Source organism: Streptomyces typhae (assembly GCF_009755605.1).
GTDB classification, from domain to species: domain Bacteria; phylum Actinomycetota; class Actinomycetes; order Streptomycetales; family Streptomycetaceae; genus Streptomyces; species Streptomyces typhae.
This window is the reverse complement of the sequence record NZ_WPNZ01000005.1, coordinates 448,273-454,476: the sequence shown is the minus strand read 5'-3', so window position 1 is coordinate 454,476 and position 6,204 is coordinate 448,273. Positions and strand designations below refer to the sequence as shown.

General features: G+C 69.8%; 8 protein-coding genes. 1 reads left to right on the top strand and 7 read right to left on the bottom strand.

Features of this window, described 5'->3' with window-relative positions:
* Positions 1-293: 293 nt before the first annotated feature.
* From GPA10_RS12260 to GPA10_RS12235, 6 genes are all read right to left on the bottom strand, one after another.
* Complete coding sequence (locus tag GPA10_RS12260) at positions 294-446, bottom strand: twin-arginine translocase TatA/TatE family subunit (RefSeq protein WP_058850767.1); 153 nt, start codon at positions 444-446, stop codon at positions 294-296.
* Positions 447-755: 309 nt separating this feature from the next.
* Positions 756-1,808, bottom strand: coding sequence for a sporulation protein (locus GPA10_RS12255; RefSeq protein WP_157165510.1), 1,053 nt, complete (start codon positions 1,806-1,808; stop codon positions 756-758).
* Between the two features lie 240 nt (positions 1,809-2,048).
* Positions 2,049-2,555 carry a carboxymuconolactone decarboxylase family protein gene (locus GPA10_RS12250; protein WP_157165509.1) on the bottom strand — a complete coding sequence of 169 codons (507 nt, stop codon included), beginning with the start codon at positions 2,553-2,555 and terminating at the stop codon, positions 2,049-2,051.
* Positions 2,556-2,656: 101 nt separating this feature from the next.
* Positions 2,657-3,457, bottom strand: a complete 801-nt coding sequence (locus GPA10_RS12245) for an STAS domain-containing protein (RefSeq protein WP_157165508.1) — start codon at positions 3,455-3,457, stop codon at positions 2,657-2,659.
* Between the two features lie 355 nt (positions 3,458-3,812).
* Positions 3,813-3,992, bottom strand: coding sequence for a hypothetical protein (locus GPA10_RS12240; RefSeq protein WP_157165507.1), 180 nt, complete (start codon positions 3,990-3,992; stop codon positions 3,813-3,815).
* A gap of 92 nt (positions 3,993-4,084) precedes the next feature.
* On the bottom strand, positions 4,085-4,447 hold the full coding sequence (locus GPA10_RS12235) for an STAS domain-containing protein (protein ID WP_157165506.1): 363 nt from the start codon (positions 4,445-4,447) through the stop codon (positions 4,085-4,087).
* Positions 4,448-4,932: 485 nt separating this feature from the next.
* Here GPA10_RS12235 and GPA10_RS12230 point away from each other — a divergent pair, with 485 nt between their 5' ends.
* Entirely contained in the window at positions 4,933-5,265 is a 333-nt protein-coding gene (locus tag GPA10_RS12230; protein WP_157165505.1) for a hypothetical protein, read from the top strand.
* Between the two features lie 68 nt (positions 5,266-5,333).
* Here GPA10_RS12230 and GPA10_RS12225 read toward each other — a convergent pair whose 3' ends face one another.
* Positions 5,334-6,134 carry a GNAT family N-acetyltransferase gene (locus tag GPA10_RS12225; RefSeq protein WP_343040710.1) on the bottom strand — a complete coding sequence of 267 codons (801 nt, stop codon included), beginning with the start codon at positions 6,132-6,134 and terminating at the stop codon, positions 5,334-5,336.
* Positions 6,135-6,204 lie beyond the last annotated feature (70 nt).

Here is a 6,204-nt window from a genome sequence, read left to right as displayed (position 1 = left end):
CGCCCCCGCAAGGACACAGGCAGCAGCGGCCGGACGAACTCCCACTCGGCATCGGACAGTTCATGGCGACGTATCACCCGACCATGATCCAGCACACGAGATCAATTGAAGACACGACCTAGGGCCTGTCGTCAAACTCCCTCCTGCCACGTGACGCCATGCACGCACTCTCGCCGCACCGGGCCCAGACCCAAGTACGTCCAGTACGAGGGCCTGTGCCCGGCACGCCGAGAGCACGCACCTGACGCCACGTGGCTGCCCTCCGGGCAACGGAGGGAGTTTGACGACAGGCCCTAGCCCTCGGAGTCGTTCTTCAGCGCGCGCTTCTCGCTCTTGAGGATGCGCGTCGCCTTCCCGGCCGACCGCGTCAGCTCGGGCAGCTTCCGCACGGCGAGGACGACCACGACGACGAGGAGGATCAGGGCCAGCTCACTCAGGCCGAACATCAGGTTCACTCACTCCCGGACACACGTGGTGTCCGACGCCCGACGCGCCGGACTCTACAAGCCTGTAGAAGTATCTCGTACGGAGTGGCGCCTCAACAACCCCGCCTCCAGAGCCTGCTGGCCGACGGTTGATCGTCCGCCAAGTCGGCGGAAACAGGAGGCGAAGAGCCGGCGCCCCGATGCCGGCCCGGTCCCGGCTTCGGCTCCGGCCCTCTCGCGAGCCCGACTCCGACCCTCTCGCAAGCCCGACTCCGGCTCTGGTCGCGACCCGGGCTCCAGCCCTGGTCGCGACCTTTCACTGCCTACGCCCTACTCGTCACCCCCGCCTTCGTCCCCCTCGTCGTCCCCCTCGAAGAAGTCGCCGACCTCGTCCACGACCTCGGCCGCGACCATGCCGCCGACGACTCCCACGGCGAGCCCGGCCGCCCCCGCCGCCACCACGGTGCCCATGCCGGGCCCCGAGCGGTGATGGTCACCGTGTCCGTGACTGTCGTGTCCGTGACGGTCGTGTCCGTGGCCGTGTGTGCCATGCATGCCGTGGCCGTGGCCGTCGTGGCCGGAGCCGTAGGCGTCACCGTGTCCGTAGGAGGCACGGTGCTCCAGCATCCGCTGCATCCAGCCGTCGACCACGGCGTTCCAGTCCTGCTGGCGGGCGTCGTCGTGGGAGACGGTGAAGCGGGTGATCGCGTCGTGCCCGGCGGAGAAGAAGCCACCGCGTTTGTCGGCCTCCAGGACGACCTCCGTGCCGCCGGGATGGGCGAGGAAGGTCATCTCGACCTCGTTGAGTGCGTGGGCGTACTGCGGGGCAGGCGTGAGCTCGATCTCCTGGTAGAAGGGCAGTTGCTGGCCGGTACCGCCGATGCGGCCCAGCTCCAGGTCCGCGGACTTGAAGCCGAAGCCGAGTTGCCCGCAGGCTTCGAGGATCGACTCCTGGACGGGCAGCGGGGAGACCACCAGGGCGTCCAGGTCGCCCTTGTCCCTGGCGCCCGCCACCGCCAGTTCGGTGCGCACCCCCAGGACGATGCCGAGCGCCTGCCCGTAGAGCTCAGTGACGGGTGTCTCCCATGGAAGAGCGATCTCGAACGGCACGCTGTGCCCCAGTCCCTCACCGAGGCGGAAGCCTCCACCGACCGTGAACCGGCCGAAGGCCACGTACCCCTCCTGCTCGCCGTCCTCGTGCTCGGCCTCGACGCGCGCCACCAGTTCCAGGGTGATGTGCTCGATGTCGACGTCGGCGTTTCCGCCCTGGAGGTGGACTTGCCCGCGCAGGGTCCCGCCGGGCCTGACGGCGCCGGGGTCCAGGACCGTGTCCACTGAGGGGCCACCGACACCGAGCGCACCGAGCAGTCGTTTGAACACCATCGAGGCGTCCGCTCCTTCATAGAGATCCGTGGGATCCGTAAGATCCGTGAGGCCTGATCAGAAACCCTTGTCTACAGGGCTGTAGAAAGAGCATAGGGGTAGAGGGGCCGCCGCGGGTCCGGAGCCATATCGTGTCGTCGGCCCGGCGGGTACCGGCGGTCCCTTTCAGCAACAGGCTTCCTGCGAGGGCCTGCCAGGTCCTGGCAGGCCCTGCCTAGACCTCCCAGGACCTGTCGCGTCCTACTTCCACGGGTCGGTGAACGACCGGCCGGGCACCGGCTTGGCGATGAGAGCCACCGGGATGAAGAAGTTGACCTGCCCGATCGCGAACATCAAGGTGGCGAGCGCCTTCTCCTCATAGTGCTCGGCAGCCTGGGCGTACAGCTCGTCGGAGACCCTCTCACCGTCCGCGGACGGCCGCAGCACCGCCTCCACGAGCGCCAGGGCGGCGCGCTCCGCACCGAAGAAGTACGGCGAGTCCTGCCAGGACGACACCGACGTGATCCGCTCCTCCGGCTCCCCCGCCTTGCGCAGGAAACCGGTGTGCAGAACGGTCAGGTACGTACTGCCGACGATCTGGCCCGCCCGCAGCTGGACCAGGCTGATCGTGGAGCGCGGCACCGAACCGTTGCCGGTGACTTTGAACAGCGCCGCCGACACCGCCGCCAGCTCGGGGACGAGCTGCGCGGGGTCTTCCTGCATACGAGGGACCATCGGGACCTCAGCCGTGATCGAACGTGTTTCCATCACCGTCTCCTGCTTCCTTGTTTCCTCAGGGCACCGCAAGGTGCTGTCACTGCCCTGACGGACGGCGGCGGCAAAGTGTGACCGGCGGAGGACGGGGAGGGTCAGAGAATGTGCCCGGCCGCGCGGGCCAGGTGGTTGAGGGTGTCCTGCAATTCGCGGGACCAGGCGGTCGGCTGGGAGTGATGAGTGGAGATCACGCCGATCAGGGCGCCGTCCCGGGAGGTGATGGGCAGCGAGCACACGGCGCCGACGTGCGCGTCGTTCAGGACGTCGAGGGCGGGAGTGCCGCGGAAGATCGCTGAAACGGCCACCTCTTCGACATAGACGGGGTCGCGGTCGTCGGCGGCGACCCCGCAGGCGCTGTCGCGGTCGTGGACGGTTTCGAAGAAGCTGAGGAAGGGGTGCTGGAAGCCGTAGTGCGCGACGATGCGCAACGTGCGGGTGGCGGGGTCGAGAAGTTGGGCGTTGCCCATCGGGGCGCCTGTGATGCGCCGCGCCAGCGTGAGGGTCTCGCTGACAAGGGCTTCGCGGCGGCGGTACTCGTCCGGGGCCAGGCCGACCGTGGGCGGGGGCCGGATCTGCAGCCCGGGCGGAGGGCCGCACAGTTGCAGGAGGCGCTGGAACTGGCTGTGCGCGCGCTCGACGATCAGTTCGCCGCCGTGCGTCCCCAGGTGCCGGGAGGCGGAGCCGAGCATGTCGAGGGCTGCGGGGGCGCAGAAGGTGACCCGGCTCAGGTCGAGTCTCACGTGCGCGGTGCTGTGCTCGGGCCGCAGCAAGGTCTTGGCCAGGGCGGGCAGGCTCGCCGCGTCGAGTTCCCCGGCCACGCGCAAGGTGGTCGCGTCCGGTGCCGGGCGGCGAGTCACGGAGAAGTGGGTGGCGGGAGTCAGCTGGGACCAGACCATGGGCGCTTCCCTGCTCGTCCGGCAACTGCCGTGATTCTAGGGGGCGCGGCTCACACCTGTGGGCGGAATGCGTGGATGTGCCGGGCCGTCGCGGTGAGGGCGCGACGCCCGTGCCACGAAGCCGCTCCCGGCGCGCCCCCGCTCACCGCACCCCCGCTCACCGCCTCACCGACCATCCAACTCACCACCTCACCGAATCACCGACCCGCCGGCTCACCACCTCACCGAATCACCGACCCACCGGCTCACCACCTCACCGACTCATCGGCTCACCGGCTCACCGGCTCACCGGCTCACCGAGCAGAGGGCACGCCCAGCCCGCCGCGTGCCCTCGCCCTCGCCCTCGCCCTCGCGGTCACTGCCGCTCACGTCGCGCTGCCGCCGCCCCGCGCATCTCTCGCGTGCGCACGCGCATCTCCTCGGCCCTCGTCCGCATGACACGGGCCCTGGCGCACACTTGTTCCACCGTGAGGCGCAGCCGCTGGCACTCCTCGAACGCTCGGGCCCCCTCGACCCGCTCAAGTACGTCGTGCATGATGCCTCCCCAGCTCATGGAGAGCGGTCAGGGCCCACGATGCCTCAGGAGAAGCCCATGGCGGGTGAAGCTTTCACGCCGGACCGGCGAGGTCACATCCACCAGGGCCCGGCTCGCCGCAAGGGCAACTGCTTCTCCAGACCGGCCCGGTGGATGGCGGCATCGACGACGACCCCGGTCTCGATGATGCCGACGGCGATCCCCACCGCGTCCAGCGCCCGGCACATACCGAGGAGCGTGAACAGTCCGGCGTTGTCGCAGTAGGTGACGGCGGACAGTTCGAGCAGCAGCCGTCGGCGGTTCTCCGGATGCGCCGCCACCTGCACGATCTCCTCACGCAGCAAGGTGACGGTGTCGAAGTCCAGTTCGCCGGACAGGCATATCACCGCCGCAGACCGGCCCACCGGGACTTGCCGGATCACCAGCCGGGGTTCGGCGTCCTGCTCCATGGCCATGCCCGCAGCGCCCTTCTGCCCGCCGGCACCTCATGACGGACACCGGTCCGGGCTTGCCAGAAACCCTTCTCACGTATCCTCCCGCATCCGGGCGCCGCGGTGAGCACCCGGAAAGGGTGGTAGCGCGGGTATCCGTGAGGACGTCCGCGCCCGCGGCACGATGCGGGGAGTCGCAGGACTGCACACGGAGGGCTGAGGAGTGCACGCGGGGCAGGCGAACCGGCGGCGCACGCCTCCTGCCGACAAGAGCCTTTCGTGGCAGGAGCGCGTGACAGTAGACTGGTGGCAGTCCGTGGTCGATGGGTCGCTGTTAGCGCGGCGGCCGACCTACCGGCGACCTCTCGGGCCCGGGTTGGGGCCCCTACGCCAGCGGCTGCATCCAGCGGGAGCCTGCACCCGCGACACAGCACCGCGTTGACGATCGCCACGGCCGACTCCCCCGCCGCCGCTACTCCACCGGTGCGCCCCAGCATCCTGGACCGACGATGCGCGGATACTTCACCGACGACCAACTGCTCATGCTCCCCCTGGCCGACCATCCCGGCCTGCGCCTGCACGGCGAGGCCCTCAGCGCGCACCGGGGGCCCCTCGTCGTCGCCCTCACCGACGAGGCCACACGCACCGAGGAAATCGTCATCGACCTCACCGACGTCCGCTTCCTGGCCAACAGTGTCCTGGAAACTCTCGTCCTCCTCGCCATACGCCTGAGTCCGCCCCAACACCTGCTGGTACGCGGCGGCGCCGGACTCAAGCTGCGCGAACGGATCGCCGCCCGCGGCTGGGACCGCGTCGGGACACTCCAGCTGGCGGACGGCTGACCCGGGCGGCCCGCACCGGCGGTGTCCTTGCCGTCGCGGGAGGGGGAACATGCTCCCCGCCCCTCGCCTCACTCCTTCAACTGGTAGAAGTGGATCGGCGAGTTCGGCGTGAAGCCGATACGCGGGTACACGGGAGCCCCGGCGACCGTCGCGTGCAGTGTCGCGCGGGTCAGGCCGGTGGCGCGGGCGCCCTCGTGCAGTGCCTTGCGCGTGACGGCCTCGCCGTAGCCTCTGCGCTGCCACTCCGGGTCGGTGGCGACGAAGGCGACGAAGAGGCGCCCCTCCGCCTCGACCGTGGCGGCGGACGCCACCGGGACGTCGCCGCGCAGCCCCAGGTAGGCGTACATCTCGCTCTTCCAGTGCGCGGATCCGACCAGGCCGTCGCGGCCTTCCTCCAAGGGGAACCCGTATGCGCGCGACTGGAGGTCCGCATAGGCCGTCAGGTGCTCGTCGGTGCTCACTCGCACGAACGTCAGATCGGGGTGGACCGGGTCGGGGACGGGCAGCAGGTCTCCCGCCATGCCCGTGCCGGGGAAGGCGTACTCCAGGCCGGCCCGTTCGGCCGCCGCGGCAAGCCCGGCGCGTGCCTCCTCGTCGAGGAGGTCCTCGAAGAGCCACAAGAAGCCCGGGTGCTTCTTCGTACGCATGATGCCCGCCGCCTCGCCCAGACGCCGCGCGACGAGTTCGGCGCCTGCTCCCGACTCGGTGAGCGTGAGGCAGTTGTAGAACGAGAAACGGCAGTCGGCCCAACGGACGGCGATGCCGGGCAGGTCGCGCACATCCGCGTCCGCGTCACGGTCGAGCACCAAGGCCCGCCAGGCCACGGCGAGCTGCCGCGCCGATTCGATGGAATCCGTGAGGCCAGTCACAGTCACCGTACTCCCCTGGGGCGTCGAGGTCTTGAAGGTCGTCGGGACCGTAGCGGTCGCCGCGGACTGC

Excerpts from the sequence above, each read along its gene's own strand:
- GPA10_RS12250 (WP_157165509.1), bottom strand. The coding sequence starts at position 2,555 with ATGGAAACACGTTCGATCACGGCTGAGGTCCCGATGGTCCCTCGTATG.
- GPA10_RS12230 (WP_157165505.1), top strand. The coding sequence starts at position 4,933 with ATGCGCGGATACTTCACCGACGACCAACTGCTCATGCTCCCCCTGGCC.
- GPA10_RS12235 (WP_157165506.1), bottom strand. The coding sequence starts at position 4,447 with ATGGCCATGGAGCAGGACGCCGAACCCCGGCTGGTGATCCGGCAAGTC.
- GPA10_RS12240 (WP_157165507.1), bottom strand. The coding sequence starts at position 3,992 with ATGCACGACGTACTTGAGCGGGTCGAGGGGGCCCGAGCGTTCGAGGAG.
- GPA10_RS12245 (WP_157165508.1), bottom strand. The coding sequence starts at position 3,457 with ATGGTCTGGTCCCAGCTGACTCCCGCCACCCACTTCTCCGTGACTCGC.
- GPA10_RS12255 (WP_157165510.1), bottom strand. The coding sequence starts at position 1,808 with ATGGTGTTCAAACGACTGCTCGGTGCGCTCGGTGTCGGTGGCCCCTCA.
- GPA10_RS12260 (WP_058850767.1), bottom strand. The coding sequence starts at position 446 with ATGTTCGGCCTGAGTGAGCTGGCCCTGATCCTCCTCGTCGTCGTGGTC.